Source organism: Streptomyces sp. AV19 (assembly GCF_015999245.1).
Classification (GTDB): domain Bacteria; phylum Actinomycetota; class Actinomycetes; order Streptomycetales; family Streptomycetaceae; genus Streptomyces.
The window spans coordinates 10,136-24,788 of the sequence record NZ_JAEAMR010000010.1; the positions used below are offsets into that span (position 1 = coordinate 10,136).

General features: G+C 72.8%; 14 protein-coding genes. 7 read left to right on the forward strand and 7 right to left on the reverse strand.

Annotated elements, in window-relative coordinates:
- Nucleotides 1-347 precede the first annotated feature (347 nt).
- Both I5Q34_RS18390 and I5Q34_RS18395 read right to left on the reverse strand, forming a co-directional pair.
- Nucleotides 348-902, reverse strand: coding sequence for a hypothetical protein (locus I5Q34_RS18390; protein ID WP_199893420.1), 555 nt, complete (start codon nucleotides 900-902; stop codon nucleotides 348-350).
- Complete coding sequence (locus I5Q34_RS18395) at nucleotides 895-1,662, reverse strand: carboxylesterase (protein WP_199893421.1); 768 nt, start codon at nucleotides 1,660-1,662, stop codon at nucleotides 895-897. The genes I5Q34_RS18390 and I5Q34_RS18395 overlap by 8 nt, the downstream gene beginning before the upstream one ends.
- A 190-nt stretch (nucleotides 1,663-1,852) precedes the next feature.
- On the opposite strand from I5Q34_RS18395, the gene I5Q34_RS18400 reads away from it, so the two are divergent.
- The 4 genes from I5Q34_RS18400 to I5Q34_RS18415 are packed head-to-tail and all read left to right on the forward strand — an operon-like array spanning nucleotide 1,853 to nucleotide 5,651.
- Complete coding sequence (locus I5Q34_RS18400; RefSeq protein ID WP_199894236.1) at nucleotides 1,853-2,650, forward strand: 1-acyl-sn-glycerol-3-phosphate acyltransferase; 798 nt, start codon at nucleotides 1,853-1,855, stop codon at nucleotides 2,648-2,650.
- 38 nt (nucleotides 2,651-2,688) lie between these two features.
- Nucleotides 2,689-3,900: a MacS family sensor histidine kinase gene (macS, locus tag I5Q34_RS18405; RefSeq protein WP_374193039.1), complete on the forward strand. Its 1,212-nt coding sequence runs from the start codon at nucleotides 2,689-2,691 to the stop codon at nucleotides 3,898-3,900.
- Entirely contained in the window at nucleotides 3,897-4,562 is a 666-nt protein-coding gene (locus I5Q34_RS18410) for a response regulator transcription factor (RefSeq protein ID WP_199893422.1), read from the forward strand. Before macS ends, I5Q34_RS18410 begins: the two co-directional genes overlap by 4 nt.
- A gap of 54 nt (nucleotides 4,563-4,616) precedes the next feature.
- Nucleotides 4,617-5,651 carry a 6-phosphofructokinase gene (locus I5Q34_RS18415; RefSeq protein WP_199893423.1) on the forward strand — a complete coding sequence of 345 codons (1,035 nt, stop codon included), beginning with the start codon at nucleotides 4,617-4,619 and terminating at the stop codon, nucleotides 5,649-5,651.
- Nucleotides 5,652-5,845: 194 nt separating this feature from the next.
- Here I5Q34_RS18415 and I5Q34_RS18420 read toward each other — a convergent pair whose 3' ends face one another.
- A complete protein-coding gene (locus I5Q34_RS18420; RefSeq protein WP_199893424.1) occupies nucleotides 5,846-7,756 on the reverse strand; it encodes an anthranilate synthase family protein in 1,911 nt (636 codons plus the stop codon).
- Nucleotides 7,757-7,845: 89 nt separating this feature from the next.
- A complete protein-coding gene (locus I5Q34_RS36085) occupies nucleotides 7,846-7,902 on the reverse strand; it encodes a trp operon leader peptide (RefSeq protein WP_199894238.1) in 57 nt (18 codons plus the stop codon).
- Between the two features lie 227 nt (nucleotides 7,903-8,129).
- On the opposite strand from I5Q34_RS36085, the gene I5Q34_RS18430 reads away from it, so the two are divergent.
- Together I5Q34_RS18430 and I5Q34_RS18435 are read left to right on the forward strand one after the other, a co-directional pair.
- On the forward strand, nucleotides 8,130-9,485 hold the full coding sequence (locus I5Q34_RS18430) for a class II 3-deoxy-7-phosphoheptulonate synthase (RefSeq protein WP_199893425.1): 1,356 nt from the start codon (nucleotides 8,130-8,132) through the stop codon (nucleotides 9,483-9,485).
- Between the two features lie 172 nt (nucleotides 9,486-9,657).
- Complete coding sequence (locus tag I5Q34_RS18435; RefSeq protein ID WP_199893426.1) at nucleotides 9,658-9,918, forward strand: bacterioferritin-associated ferredoxin; 261 nt, start codon at nucleotides 9,658-9,660, stop codon at nucleotides 9,916-9,918.
- Here I5Q34_RS18435 and bfr read toward each other — a convergent pair whose 3' ends face one another.
- A complete protein-coding gene (bfr, locus tag I5Q34_RS18440; protein ID WP_199893427.1) occupies nucleotides 9,919-10,407 on the reverse strand; it encodes a bacterioferritin in 489 nt (162 codons plus the stop codon).
- Nucleotides 10,408-10,593: 186 nt separating this feature from the next.
- Between bfr and I5Q34_RS18445 the strand changes: the two genes are divergently transcribed.
- Nucleotides 10,594-11,217 (forward strand): sulfite oxidase-like oxidoreductase, encoded by a 624-nt coding sequence (locus I5Q34_RS18445; protein ID WP_199893428.1) that lies wholly within the window; start codon nucleotides 10,594-10,596, stop codon nucleotides 11,215-11,217.
- A 447-nt stretch (nucleotides 11,218-11,664) separates the two neighbouring features.
- Here the strand turns inward: I5Q34_RS18445 and I5Q34_RS18450 are convergent, their stop codons facing one another.
- Nucleotides 11,665-12,543 carry a deoxyribonuclease IV gene (locus tag I5Q34_RS18450; protein ID WP_199893429.1) on the reverse strand — a complete coding sequence of 293 codons (879 nt, stop codon included), beginning with the start codon at nucleotides 12,541-12,543 and terminating at the stop codon, nucleotides 11,665-11,667.
- The gene (gene pknB, locus I5Q34_RS18455) at nucleotides 12,543-14,510 is read right to left on the reverse strand and encodes a Stk1 family PASTA domain-containing Ser/Thr kinase (protein ID WP_199893430.1); all 1,968 of its coding nucleotides are present in this window, start codon (nucleotides 14,508-14,510) and stop codon (nucleotides 12,543-12,545) included. The genes I5Q34_RS18450 and pknB overlap by 1 nt, the downstream gene beginning before the upstream one ends.
- Nucleotides 14,511-14,653: the final 143 nt, after the last annotated feature.

Below are 14,653 nucleotides of genomic sequence, written 5' to 3' on the forward strand. Positions count from 1 at the left end.
GCAATATTCGTGCGGGCGATATCCGGCGGGGGCGCGAAATCCAGCCCGTCCGGCGTTTGAGGACTCCGCCCGGAGGGCGGACGGGGTCCGGGGTCTCCCCGGGAAACGGTGAAAGGGCGGGGAGGGGCACCCAGCCCGCCCGGCGCTTGAGGGCAGCGCCCGGAGGGCGCTTCGGGGTGCAGGGGCGGAGCCCCGAATCCAGCCCGTCCGGGGGTTGCCTCTCCGGGGAGCTTGAGGACAACCGCGCGGAGCGCGGTTCCGGGGGCCAACGCGGCGAAGCCGCGTTACGGGCCCCGGGGCTTGCCACCGAAACGGCGAAAGGGCCGTCCGGGGGCAAACACCCCCCCTCACACCACCGCGCCGCGCCCCGGATCCTCGTCGTCCTCGTCGTCCCCGTCACGCATCCGCAGGACCAGCGTCGCGAAGCCGCCGAGAAAGCCCCCGATCCCCAACGTCGTGATCCACCACGTCAGTTCCTGCTGCAGCAGGACCATCACCAGCAGCAGCAACGGCCCGCCCAGCACCGCCAGCCACGCGAAGCGCGACGTGACGTCACCGGACGGGAGCGGCGGAGGCTCCGGGGGGACGAAGTGGCCCTCGTCATCGTCGTCGTCCGCCTCCGAGGGCGGCGGGGCGGACCAGTCGCGGGGGCCGACCCCCGGCGCGTAGACGATGAAACTGCCGGGGCGGTCCGGCGGCTTGGGGGCTTCCGCGTCAGGAGCCTCCGCCTCCACCGCCGGCGCGGCGGGCGCCGCCGCAGCCGCGTCCGCGCCGCCCGTCGCCGGCCAGCGCCCCTTGTCGGGGTCCGGCTGCTCCCCGTACGCCGCGACCAGCTCCGCCCACGCGGCGTCCTCGTCGAGGGGATCCCGGTCGCGGTCGTGGCCGGCGTCGCGCTCAGCCATGGGAGGCCGTCCGCTGCGCGGCGAGCCGGGAGACGAACGCGTACGTGTCCTCGAAGATCGCCGGCGCGTCGTGGTCGAGCGTGGCCACGTGGTAACTGTGCTCCAGCAGCCGCTCGGTGACGTCCCGTGAGGAGACCCGGGCCAGGATGCGCGCGGAGTCGGCCGGCGGCACGACGTGGTCCTCGGGGCTGTGCATCAGCAGCAACGGCTGGGTCACCTGGGGCAGTTCGCGGTCCACCAGCTGGAGGAAGCGCCGGAAGGAGTGTGCCGCGTGCAGCGGCACCCGGTCGTAACCGACCTCCTCCGAGCCGGGCTTGGCGATGTCGCTCGCGATCCCGGCGGCCGTGCGGACGAAGTGCCGCACCACCGGCAGCGCCTTGGCGCCCATCCCGTGCACCTTGTTGGCCGGGTTGACCACGGCGACGCCCGAGACCGCGTCCCCGTGCCGGGCCGCCAGCCGCAGGGCCAGCGCCCCGCCCATGGAGAGGCCGCAGACGAAGACCTGGGCGCAGCGCTCCCGCAGCGCCCACAGCTCGCGGTCCACCTCGGCGTACCAGTCCTGCCAGCCGGTGATCTGCATGTCCTGCCAGCGGGTGCCGTGACCCGGCAGCAGGGGCAGCGACACCGTGAACCCGCGGGCGGCGAGGTCGTCGGCCCAGGGCCGTACGGACTGCGGGGAACCGGTGAAGCCGTGGCAGACGAGGACGCCGACCTCTCCGCCTTCGTGGCGGAACGGCTCGGCGCCGGGGAGGAGCGGCACCGGGATCTCCGATCGTGGAGCGGGACCGCGGGCGCGACGGGCGTCACGACAGGGCATGACGGGCACGACGCGCGGCGGCCGCGGAAGGACAGGGTCTGTTCCCTCAGCCTACGCGGAGCGCCGCACGGGGGGTAGGCAGGTTAAGGTCTCCTCGTCACACACAGGAGGTTCTCGGTTGTTCTACGGCGCTATGAAGCTGTCCATCGGCGGGTCGCTGAAGCTTGCCTTCCGGCCGTGGGTGGAGGGCCTGGAGAACGTGCCCGCCGAGGGGCCCGCGATCCTGGCGAGCAACCACCTCTCGTTCTCGGACTCCTTCTTCCTGCCCGCGGTGCTCGATCGCAAGATCACCTTCATCGCGAAGCAGGAATACTTCACCTCTCCGGGTGTCAAGGGAAAGCTGACGGCCGCGTTCTTCAAGGGCGTCGGCCAGCTCCCGGTGGACCGCTCCGGTGCCCGCGGCGCGGGCGAGGCGGCGATCAAGAGCGGCATCGAGGTGCTGGAGCGCGGTGAGCTCTTCGGCATCTACCCGGAGGGCACGCGCTCCCCGGACGGCCGCCTCTACCGGGGCAAGCCGGGCGGCCTGGCCCGGGTGGCGCTGGCCACCGGCGCCCCCGTGCTCCCCGTGGCGATGATCGACACGGAGAAGGTCCAGCCGCCGGGGAAGGTCGTGCCGAAGATGATCCGGCCCGGCATCCGGATCGGCAAGCCGCTGGACTTCAGCCGCTACCACGGCATGGACGGCGACCGCTTCATCCTGCGCTCGGTGACCGACGAGGTCATGTACGAGATCATGAAGCTCTCCGGCCAGGAGTACGTGGACATCTACGCCACGGCGGCCAAGCGGCAGATCGCCGACGCGGCCAAGAAGAAGGCCGAGGAGGAGAAGGAGGCCGAGAAGGCCGCCAAGGCCGCCGGCCTCGAGCCCGAGAAGAAGCACTTCTGGAACAAGGGCGACAAGAGCGAGAAGAGCGACAAGGGCGGGGAGTAGGCGCGCTCCCCGGGCCGGGGAGCGTGAGAGGTGGGGGGATGACGAGCGAGCGCACCGCGCGCCCGCGTCGCGTACGGATGTCCGTGGAGCTGCCGCTGTGGCGCGCGCTGACCGGCTACCGGCTCGTGACGCTCTGCTACGCGCTCCTCCTGTTCATCCCCGACTACCGCGACTACGACCATCCGCTCGCGGCGGCGCTCTACATGGGCGTACTCACTCTGTGGACGCTGCTCACCTGGAACCGCGTCACCTCCGCCGAACGCTGTACCCGCCGCTTCCTCGTCGTCGACCTCGGCATCGCGCTGAGCGGCATTCTCCTCACCGGTCTGCTGGACTCCTCCTTCCGCATCGAGGACGGCGCGGCCACCCTCCCGTCCATCTGGACGGCCGGCGCCGTGCTCGGCTGCGCGATCAAGGGCGGCTGGCGGTGGGCCGCCCTCGCCGCCACCCTGGTGGCCCTGGCCAACGCCGTGGAGCGCGAGGGCCTGCCCCGGGACACTCTCCACGACGTGCTGCTCGTCTGGGTCGCCAGCATCGCCATCGGCTACATCGTCGAGGTGGCGCGGGTCAGCGAGCGCACCCTCGCCCAGGCCCTGCGGATCGAGGCGGCCACCCGCGAGCGGGAGCGGCTGGCCCGCGACATCCACGACAGCGTCCTCCAGGTGCTGGCCATGGTCCAGCGCCGGGGCACCGCCCTCGGCGGCGAGGCCGCCGAACTGGGCCGGATGGCCGGTGAACAGGAGATCGCGCTGCGCACCCTGGTCGCCGGCGGCCTGCTGCCCCGGCGCGGGCCCGAGGCGTCCGCGCCCGACCCGGCCCCGGCCCCCGTCCCCGCGCCCGCCGCGCCGCGGGGCCCCTGCGACCTGCGGGCGCTCCTCGCCCCGTACGCCGGGGCGGCCGTCTCGCTCGCCGCGCCCGGCACGCCCGTCCTGCTGGAGGCCGCGGCCGCCGCGGAGCTGGCCGCCGCCGTCGGCGCCGCCCTGGACAACGTGGCGCAGCACGCGGGCGAGGACGCCAAGGCCTGGATCCTGTTGGAGGACGAGCCGGACGAGGTGATCGTCACGGTGCGGGACGACGGCCCCGGCATCCCCGAGGGCCGGCTGGCGGACGCCGAGCGGGAGGGACGGATGGGCGTCGCCCTGTCCATCCGCGGCCGGCTGCGCGACCTGGGCGGCCGCGCCGAGCTGGTGTCCGTGCCCGGACAGGGCACGGAAGTCGAACTCCGAGTACCACGGGGGAGCACGAGATGAACGACATCGTGAAGGTCATGGTCGTCGACGACCATCCGATGTGGCGCGACGCCGTCGCCCGCGACCTGGCCGCCGCCGGCTACGACGTGGTGGCCACGGCCGGCGACGGACCGCAGGCCGTGCGCCGTGCCCGGGCCGCCGCCCCCGACGTCCTGGTGCTCGACCTCAACCTGCCCGGGCTGCCCGGCGTCGAGGTCTGCCGGGAACTGGTCGCGGCGGACCCGGCCCTGCGCGTCCTGGTGCTCTCCGCCAGCGGTGAGCACGCGGACGTGCTGGAGGCGGTGAAGTCCGGCGCGACCGGCTACCTGGTCAAGTCGGCCAGCACGGAGGAGCTGCTGGCCGCCGTCCGCAGCACCGCGGCCGGCGATCCCGTCTTCACCCCCGGCCTGGCCGGCCTCGTCCTCGGCGAGTACCGCCGCCTCGCCGCCGAGCCCGCGCCGCCGGCCCCCGACACCCCCGACGCGCCGCGGCTGACCGACCGCGAGACCGAGGTGCTGCGCCTCGTCGCCAAGGGACTCTCGTACAAGCAGATCGCCGAACGCCTGGTTATTTCCCACCGGACGGTGCAGAACCATGTGCAGAACACCTTGGGCAAGCTCCAGCTGCACAACCGGGTGGAGCTCGTCCGCTACGCGATAGAGCGAGGTCTCGACGACGCCTGAGCCCGCACCGCGGGGCCGCCGGGCGGCCGTCGCGAGGGAGGGAAGGTGTCTGGCATGCGGGTCGGAGTGCTGACCGGCGGCGGTGACTGCCCCGGGCTCAACGCGGTCATCCGCGCCGCCGTCCGCAAGGGCGTGCAGGAGTACCACTACGAGTTCACCGGCTTCAAGGACGGCTGGCGCGGGCTGCTCACCGGGGCCGCCGTCCGGCTCGACATCCCGGCGGTCCGGGGGATCCTGCCCCGGGGCGGCACGATGCTCGGCTCCTCGCGGACCAACCCCTTCAAGGAGCGGGACGGCGTCCGCAGGATCCGGGAGAGCCTCGCCAAGTGCGAGGTGGACGCGCTGATCGCCATCGGCGGCGAGGACACGCTCGGGGTCGCGGCCCGGCTCTGGGAGCAGTACGGCATCCCCTGCGTCGGCGTCCCCAAGACCATCGACAACGACCTCTCGGCCACGGACTACACCTTCGGCTTCGACACCGCCGTCGGCATCGCGACGGAGGCGATCGACCGGCTGCACACCACGGCCGAGTCGCACATGCGGGTGCTGGTGGTGGAGGTGATGGGCCGCCACGCCGGGTGGATCGCCCTGCACTCCGGGCTGGCGGGCGGCGCGAACGTCATCCTCATCCCCGAGCAGCGCTTCGACCTCGACGAGGTGTGCGGCTGGGTCACGTCCCGCTTCCGGGCCAGCTACGCGCCGATCGTGGTCGTCGCGGAGGGGGCGATGCCGGAGGACGGCGACCTCGTCCTGAAGGACGCGGCCGCCGCCCTCGACTCCTTCGGCCACGTCCGCCTCTCCGGGGTGGGGGAGTGGCTCGCCAAGGAGATCGAGCGGAGGACGGGGAAGGAGGCGCGGACGACGGTGCTGGGGCACGTGCAGCGGGGCGGGACGCCGAGTGCGTTCGACCGGTGGCTGGCCAGTCGGTTTGGTCTGCACGCGATCGACGCCGTGCGGGACGGGGATTACGGGGTGATGGTCGCGCTCCGGGGCACGGACGTCGTCCGGGTGCCGCTGGGGGAGGCGACGGCTCGTCTGAAGACGGTGCCGCTGGAGCGGTACGAGGAGGTGAAGGTCTTCTTCGGCTGAGGCCGGGTTTTCTCTCCCCGCCCCGCCCTTTCACCGTTTCTCGCGCGCTCCGCGCGGGGGTGCAACGCGGCTGCGCCGCGTTCGTCCTCAAACGCCGGACGGGCTGATTCAGCCCGTCCGGCGTTTGAGGACAGCGCCCGGAGGGCGCTTCGGGGCGCAGCCCCTGCGGAAACGGTGAAAGGGCGGGGCTGGGGCTAACTCACCGCCACCGCGGACAGCAACTGCCCCACGATCCCCACCCCGTTCACCGTCAGCACCGACTCCGGATGGAACTGGACGCCTCCGAAGCCGGGGCCGCGCAGGGCGTGGACGTCGCCGGTCGCCGCGTCCCGCGCGACCTCGACGCCGTGCATCGCCAGCTCCCCGGCCGCAGCCTCGTCGCACCGCGCCGTGAACGTGTTGTAGAAACCCACCGTCTCCGGCGCCCCGAAGAAGTCGATCCGCTCCTGCGCGCCTTGGAACGGCACCGCCTTCCGCGCGATCTCCAGACCCAGCTCCGCCGCGATCAGTTCGTGGCCCAGGCACACGCCCAGCACGCCGTGCCGGTGCCCGGCCAGCAGGTCCGCGGTCAGGCCGCGCAGCAGCCGCATCTTGGGATCGGCGGCGTCCGACGGATTCCCCGGGCCCGGGCCGAGGACGACCGGGCCCTCGTGCGCGAGCGCGGCGGCGCGCAGCCCGGGCGCGTCGTAGCGGCGGACGGTCACCGTCAGGCCGGAGGCGCGCAGCAGGTGCGCGAGCATCGCGGTGAAGGTGTCCTCCGCGTCGACCACCAGCGCGTGCCCGGCCGCCTCGGCGGGAAGCTCCTGCATCCGCAGCCAGAACGGCGCCAGATCCGCCCGCCGCGCGTCCAGCGCCGCCCGCACCCGGACGTCGTCGGCGAGCCGCGCCGCCGGCACCGCGGCGGGGCGGCCGGCCGCGGGCCGGACGCCGAGCGCCGTCAGTACGCCCGCCGCCTTCGCGTGCGTCTCCGCGACCTCGCCGCGCGGGTCGGAGCCGCGCACCAGCGTGGCGCCGACGGAGACCCGCAGCCGGCCGCGCCGGTCGATGTCCGCGGTGCGGATGAGGATCGGCGAGTCGAGCGTCTGCGCGCCGCCCGCGTCCCGCCCGATCAGCGCGAGCGCCCCCGCGTAGTAGCCGCGCCCGTCCGGCTCGTGCCGTCCGATGACCCGGCAGGCGTTCTCCAGCGGAGAGCCGGTGACCGTCGCCGCGAACATGGTCTCCCGCAGCACCTCGCGCACGTCCAGCGAGGAGCGCCCGCGCAGCTCGTACTCGGTGTGCGCGAGGTGGGCCATCTCCCGCAGCCGCGGTCCCACGACGACGCCGCCCCGGTCGCCCACCGTGCACATCATCTTGAGCTCCTCGTCCACGACCATGGACAGCTCCTCCACCTCCTTGCGGTCGTGCAGGAACTCCAGCAGGTCCTCGGGCGTGGGCCCGCCGGCCGGGTAGCGGTAGGTGCCGCTGATGGGGTTCATCACCACCGAGCCGCCGGACATCCGGACGTGGACCTCGGGGCTGGCGCCCACCAGCGTCCGGTCGCCGGTGTGCACGACGTACGTCCAGTACGCGCCGCGCTCGCCGGCCAGCAGCCGCCGGAAGAGGGCCAGCGCGTCCGCCGCCCCGAACCCGCGGACCTCGCCCTCGAAAGTGCGGCGGATCACGAAGTTGGCGCCCTGCCCGGTGCCGATCTCGTCCCGGAGGACCCGTTCCACGATCCGGGCGTACTCCTCGTCGCCGGTGGCGAAGGTGCCGCCCTCGACCCGGACCTCGTGCGCCGGGAGCGCGTCGAGCACCTCGGCGAGCGGCAGTTCGTGCGCCTCCTCGGGGTGCAGGACCAGCAGCGGCGTCCCGTCGTCGCGGACGTCGAAGCCGCGCTCGCGCAGCTGCCGGAACGGGACGAGGGCCAGCGCGTCGAGCGCCGGTCCCGGGCGGGCGGGCGGCCCCTCGGGCAGCGCGATGTCCGCCAGCCGGGCGGCCTCGGTCACCGGGCCGGTGAGCAGCTCGACGACGTCCCCGGGCAGGCCCGGGGCGCGGCGGTGGAGCAGGGCGAACGGCGGTCGGCCGGGGGCGGCCAGCCGCGCGAGGAGGGCGGCGGTGTCGGACACGGGAGTTCCTTCCGGTGGGGAGGAACGGCCCGGGCAGGTACGCCGAAGGCCGCCCCTCGGGCGGCCTTCGCGATTCGGTGCACGCGCAGTCAGTGGGCCGCCGGAGGAGCGGTCCACCACCAGTTCTGGGTCGATTGCGCGAGCATGCCGGAACCTTAGTCCATGACCGTGACCGACCGGGAGTGCATTCGTTCCAGCAGGATGTGGTCCCCGCTGACGCGGGGGTGGTCCGACCAGCGGCGGTTGGGAGTCGAGGTCGGCTATGTGGTCCCCGCGTTTGCGGGGGATGTCCTGGTGAGGCGGCTCTGAACTGAACCGTCTCACCAGGCGGGATCCAGCAACTTCGACTGCCGCGACCCCGTACTGTTGAATCGTGACCGTGAACGCTGATATCGATGCCGTCGCCAGTCAGGCGACATGGCGACACCTGCCCGCGGCGCAGCAGCCCGAGTACCCGGATGCCCAGGCTCTGCGCGATGTGATCGCGGAGCTTTCGAGTTATCCCCCCTTGGTCTTCGCCGGTGAGTGCGACCAGCTGCGCCAGCGTCTGGGAGCCGTCGCGCGCGGCGAGGCGTTCCTGCTCCAGGGCGGTGACTGCGCCGAGGCGTTCGACGCGGTCGGCGCCGACCAGATCCGCAACAAGCTCAAGACGCTGCTGCAGATGGGCGCCGTGCTGACCTACGCCGGCTCGGTGCCGGTGGTCAAGGTCGGCCGGATCGCCGGCCAGTACAGCAAGCCGCGCTCGAAGCCGACCGAGACCCGCGACGGCGTGACCCTGCCGACCTACCGCGGCGACTCGGTGAACGGCTTCGCCTTCACCCCCGAGGCCCGCACCCCGGACCCGCAGCGGCTGAAGCGGATGTACCAGGCGTCGGCCTCCACGCTGAACCTGGTCCGCGCCTTCACCACCGGCGGCTACGCCGACCTGCGCCAGGTGCACGCCTGGAACCAGGACTTCGTCCGCTCCTCGCCCTCCGGCCAGCGCTACGAGCAGCTGGCCCGCGAGATCGACCGGGCGATGAACTTCATGAACGCCTGCGGGGTGGACCCGGAGGAGTTCAAGACGGTGGAGTTCTACGCCTCCCACGAGGCGCTGATCCTGGACTACGAATCGGCGCTGACCCGGGTGGACTCCCGTACGGGCCGGCTCTACGACGTGTCCGGCCACATGGTCTGGATCGGCGAGCGCACCCGGCAGCTGGACGGGGCGCACCTCGAGTTCGCGTCCAAGATCCGCAACCCGATCGGCGTCAAGCTCGGTCCGACGACCACGCCCGAGGAGGCGCTGACCCTCGTCGAGCGCCTCGACCCGGAGCGCGAGCCGGGCCGGCTGACCTTCATCACCCGGATGGGCGCGGACAAGATCCGCGACAAGCTGCCCACCCTGGTGGAGAAGGTCACGGCGTCCGGCGCCCAGGTGGTGTGGGTCTCCGATCCGATGCACGGCAACACCTTCGAGGCGGCCTCGGGTCACAAGACCCGTCGCTTCGACGACGTGCTCGACGAGGTCAAGGGCTTCTTCGAGGTCCACAAGAGCCTGGGCACCCACCCGGGCGGCATCCACGTCGAGCTGACCGGTGACGACGTCACCGAGTGCGTGGGCGGCGGCGACGAGATCTTCGTCGACGACCTGCACCAGCGCTACGAGACGGCGTGTGACCCCCGCCTCAACCGCAGCCAGTCGCTGGACCTGGCGTTCCTGGTGGCGGAGATGTACCGGGACCAGTAGGCCCGGGGAGTACGGACGAGGGGCGCGGATCGGGTGATCCGCGCCCCTCGGCGTTGTGCGGGGCCGACCCGGACAGGTAAGGTAAGGGTTACCTTCCTAATTGATCTTATTCCGATCGATGTCCGGATTCCGATCGATTCCTTCGATCCCTACCCTGCGAGGCGGTGACCGCGTGTACGTCTGCTCGTGTTTCGGCATCACGGAGCAGCAGGTGCGCGAGCACGCGGAGCAGGGACGGTGCACCCCACGCCAGATCGCGTCCGCCAGCAAGGCCGGTACGGACTGCGGCAGCTGTGTGCGCCGGATCCAGGCGCTGCTCGGACGGGGCGCCTGTCCCCGCCGGGAGCTGGCGGACCGGGGTGCGCCGGGAGTGCTGAGCGCCGAGGTGACGGCGTTGTCGCGGCCCGGCCAGGAGTCGGTGCGCGCGGCCTGACTACTCGGCCCCGCCGTTCTCCTGCTCGATGTACTGGGCCAGGTAGAGCGGCTCGCCCAGCTTCTCGATCAGTTCGAGCTGGGTGTCGAGGTAGTCGATGTGGTCCTCCTCGTCCGCGAGGATGGACTCGAAGATGTTCGCCGAGGTGATGTCGCCCTTGGCCCGCATGACCTCCACCCCGCGCCGGAGACGGTCGATCGCCTCCACCTCCACCTGCCGGTCGGCCTGGAACATCTCGGTGATCGTCTGGCCGATGCGGAGGTGGAAGAGCCGCTGGTAGTTGGGCAGCCCCTCCAGGAAGATGATCCGGTCCGTGAGGGTCTCGGCGTGCCGCATCTCGTCGAACGACTCGGCGCGGGTGTGCTCCGCGATCTTCGTCCAGCCGTGGTGCTCCTGCAGTTTCGCGTGCAGGAAGTACTGGTTGATGGCGGTCAGCTCGCCCGTGAGCTGTTCGTTGAGGAATTCGATGATCTCGGGGTCGCCCTGCATCGAGCGGGCTCCTTCCTGAGGGGAGTGGCAGGTAGCGCGCATCCTTGCACCGGCCCCGGAAACCGTCCAGTAAGTGCACACTTAGTGGGAGTTGTCCGGAAACTGGACGGAAAACGGCCGGATAGCGGGGAAGCCCCGGGAACCCCCCGGTCATCACCACCCCGGCAGGTCTGACACCATGGAGGTATGGGTCAGTCGGAAAGCCGCAAAGGGGAACATCTCCAGCTGCCTCCGGGGCAGCGTCTCCAGCGCGGCTGGCCGGTCACCCACTACGGGCCCGTGCCGAAGTTCCGACCGGAACGCTGGGAGTTCCGCGTCTTCGGCGCGACCGCCGACGGTGACAAGCACTGCTGGACGCACGAGGAGTTCTCCGCCCTGCCGTACGGGACGGTCGTCGCGGACCTGCACTGCGTCACCAAGTACAGCGTCCTGGGCGCGGAATGGGGCGGCGTCGCCACCCGGACGATCCTCGAACTCGCGCCGCCCGCGCCGGACGTGACGCATGTGATGGTCTGGGCCGAGTACGGCTACAGCTCCAACCTCCGGCTGTCCGACTTCGCTTCGGAGCGGTCGATCTTCGCGACGCACCGGGACGGTGAACTCCTCACCGCGGAGCACGGGTTCCCCGTGCGGCTGGTGGTTCCGCACCTGTACGCGTGGAAGGGCCCCAAGTGGGTCCGCGGCGTCGAGTACATGACGGCGGACCGCCGGGGCTTCTGGGAGGAGCGGGGCTACCACAACCTCGGGGACCCGTGGCGGGAGCAGCGCTACTCGTACCAGGAGGAGCCGGGCGACGGGCCGGAGTTGTAGGGTTTTCCTCCCCCACCCCGCCCTTTCACCGTTTCCGCGGGGGCTGCGCCCCTGCGGGACCCGCGGCGGGGGCCTGGCGCGCGGGACGCGCGGGGCCCGCGCTCCGCGCGAAGGCGGGGGCTCCGCCCCCTGCGCCCCCGAAACCGCGCTCCGCGCGGTTGTCCTCAAGCGCCGGACGGGCTGATTTTGCGCGCTCGGGCTGGATATCCAACCCGGGCGCGCATTTCAGCCCGTCCGGCGCTTGAGGACAACCGCGGCGAAGCCGCGTTTCGGGGCCCGGGGCGGAGCCCCGAAACGGGGGCCAGGGGGCAAAGCCCCCGGCGGGGTGCGAGGGCGGAGCCCCGCCCACCCGCGCGGAGCGCGGTCCCGCGCGCGGCAGCGCGCAGCGGGGTTGCGCAGGGGCGCAGCCCCCGCGGAAACGGTGAAAGGGCGGGGCGGGGAGAGGAACTAGCCGTCCCGCAGGGACTTCAGGCGGGCGACGTCCGTCCCGTGGCCCTCCACACCCCCCGGCGTCTCGATCGTCAGCGGGACGCCCGCCGTCTCCGGATGCGCGAAGAGACCGGCGAACGGCTCGGCCCCGATGTGGCCGGAGCCGATGTTCTCGTGGCGGTCCTTGTGCGCACCCACCACGTCCTTCGAGTCGTTCGCGTGGATGAGCCCCAGCCGTCCCGGCCCCACCACCGACACCAGCTCGTCCAGCGCCAGCTTCATCCCGCCCGGCGCGGACAGGTCGTGGCCGGCCGCGAAGAGATGGCACGTGTCCAGGCAGACGCCCAGCTTGGGGTGGCTCTCCAGGGCCTCGAAGTAGGGGCCGAGGTCCTCGATCCAGGAGCAGAGGGACGCGCCCTGCCCGGCCGTCGGCTCCAGCAGCAGCCGCGGGTCGTCGTCGTGCGTGAGCTCGTCGAGGAGCGGCAGCAGCCGCTCGTGGACCTGCGCGAGGGCCTCGCCGCGCGCCCGCCCGCCCGTGGCCGAGCCGGTGTGGACCACCACACCACGGGCCCCGATGGCCCGCCCCCGCCGCAGCGAGTGCCGCAGCGACTCCACCGACAGCTCGACCGTCCGGCCGTTGTCCGAGCCGAAGTTGATGAGGTACGGCGCGTGGACGTACGCCGGGAGACCGGCGGACGCGCAGCCCGCGCGGAACTCCTCGTCCTGCCCGGGACTGCCCGGCGGCGTCGCCCAGCCGCGCGGATTGGCGACGAAGACCTGCACGGCCTCGGCGCCGATCGACCGCGCGTAGGGCAGCCCCGTCCGCGCCAGGCCGCCGGCCACCGGGACGTGCCCGCCCACGGGATTGCGGTCGCGCCCGGTCGTCGGACCGGTCATCAGAAGGCCCCCTTCATCTTGATGGTGATCGTGTCGCCGCGGGCGGCCTTGTCGCCGGCCCGCACCGACTGGCTCTCCACGGAGTCCCGCGGGAAGAGGAACGGCTTGTCCACCCGGACCTGGAAGCCCGCGTCCGTCAACGCCTTCCGCGCCTCGGACTCACTCCTTCCGGTGACGTCCGGGACCGTGATCATCTCCTTGCCCTTGGACAGGGTGACGGTGATCGTGTCGCCCTTCGCCGCCCTGGCGCCCGCCGCCGGCGACTGCTCGGCGACGGAGCCCTTCTCCCGCGCCGAGTAGACCTCGGTGTCCGAGACCTTGACCCGGAAGCCCTCGTCGCGCAGGGCCGACGTCGCGTCCGCGACCGACAGGCCGGCGACGTCCGGCACCTCCTGCGGCGCGCCCTTGCTGACGACCAGCGCCACGGGCGTGTCGGGCCGGCGCTCCTCGCCCGCCCGGGGGTCGGTGGCGAGGACCGCGCCCTGCGGGGTCTCGTCGCTGAACCGGGCGCTGACGTCGCCGACCGTCAGCCCCTCCCCGGCGATCTTCTCCTTCGCGTCGTCGAGCCGCATGCCCACCACGTTGGGCACCTCGGCCCGCTCGGGACCGCGGGAGATCGTCAGCGTCACCTTGCCGGTGTTGCGGATGCGCTTGCCCGGCCCGGGGTCGGTGGCCATCACGTGGCCGCGCTCGACGGTGTCGCTGTACGCCTGCTTGGTGCGTACGCCGAGGCCGGCCCGGTCCAGCTTCTCCTCCGCCTTGGCCTGCGTCAGGTCCAGCACGGCGGGGACGGAGGTGAACTGGCCCGAGTTGACGTACCAGACGCCGGTGCCCGCCAGCAGCGCCAGCAGGACCGCCGCGACGATCAGCACCACGCGCCGCGGGCGGCTCCGCAGGGCGGCCGTGAACCGGGACCGCGCCGGGGGCTCCGGCGGAGCGGCGGGCGCCGGCGGGTGCTCGAAGCGGGCGGTGAGGTCGAGGGGCGACGCCTCCGGATCCGCCGCCTGGGCGGGCACCGGCTGCGCGGCGACCGGGCGTGGCAGGACGCTGGTGCGGTCCTCCGAACCGGCGGCCTCCTCCCGGGCGGCGGCCAGCGGCGGACGCGCGTCCAGCTGCTCCCGGGTGAGCGCGGAGCGCGCGGCCCGGACCAGGCCCAGCATGCCCACCGCGTCGTCCGGACGCAGCGCCGGGTCGCGCGCCGTGCTCGTCGTCACCAGGTCGTCGAGCTCGGGCGCCAGGCCCGGGACCTCCTCCGAGGGCGCCGGCACGTCCCGGTGCAGGTGCTGGTAGAGCACCTGGGCGGGGCTGGCGCCGCTGTGCGGCTTGGTGCCGGTGAGCATCTCGTAGAGGACGACGCCGCAGGCGTAGACGTCCGTGCGGGTGTCGGCGGTGCCGTGCTCGATCTGCTCGGGGGCGAGGTAGGAGACGGTGCCGAGGATCGACCCGGTGTTGGTCGCGCTGTTGGTGCCCACGGTCCGGACGAGGCCGAAGTCGGCGACCTTGACCCGGCCGTCGTCCCCGATCAGCACGTTCTCCGGCTTCATGTCGCGGTGCACCAGACCCGCCCGGTGGGCGGCGCCCAGCGCGGCCAGCACGGGCTCCATGATGTCCAGCGCCGCCCGCGGCTGGAGCGCGCCCCGCTCGCGCAGCACGTCCCGCAGGGTGCAGCCGGCGACGTACTCCATCGCGAGATAGACGTACGCGCCGTCGGTGCCCTGGTCGTAGACGCCCACCACGTTGGGGTGGTCGAGCCGGGCGGCGGACTTGGCCTCACGGATGAAGCGTTCGACGAAAACCGTGTCCGCGGCGAGGGCGGGGTGCATCACCTTGACGGCGAGCACCCGGTCCAGCCTGGTGTCCAGGGCCCGGTAGACCGTGGCCATGCCGCCGGCCGCCACCCGCGCCTCGATGCGGTAGCGGCCGTCGAGCAGCCGGTCGACGAGGGGGTCCGGCAGGGTCGTATCCACGGTCAACGAGTCTACGAGCCATTACGGACGGGCCGTACGTCCGTGCGTCCGGACGGGGCGGTTCCGCTGGTCGCGGGTTTTTCTCCCCGCCCCGCCCTTTCACCGTTTCCGCAGCAGCACGCTGCGCGCGCTGTCCTCAAACG